The 254-nt window shown below is 67.7% G+C and carries 1 protein-coding gene; it reads left to right on the forward strand.

Going from position 1 to position 254, the window contains the following annotated elements; genetic code table 11:
- The coding region (locus AC0CH3_RS17845) for a P2 family phage major capsid protein (RefSeq protein WP_465238131.1) at nt 1–254 on the forward strand (254 nt) is incomplete at both ends.

The raw sequence follows: 254 nt of genomic DNA on the forward strand, positions 1-254 counted from the left end.
CGCTGCGAGCAGACCGACTTCGACACGCTCATCCGCTACGAGACGCTCGACGCCTGGGCGCATCAGCCCAAGTTCCAGGCGCTGCTGCGCGACGCGATCGTCAGCGCCAAGGCGGTCGACATCATCACGATCGGCTTCAACGGCCTGGTCGTGGCCAAGGACACCGATCCGGTCGCCTATCCGCTGCTTCAGGACGTCACCAAGGGCTGGCTCCAGCACATCCGCGAGGATGCGCCCGCGGCGTGGCGCTCGGC

The sequence above is a fragment of the Sphingomonas sp. AC449 genome, from assembly GCF_979253475.1.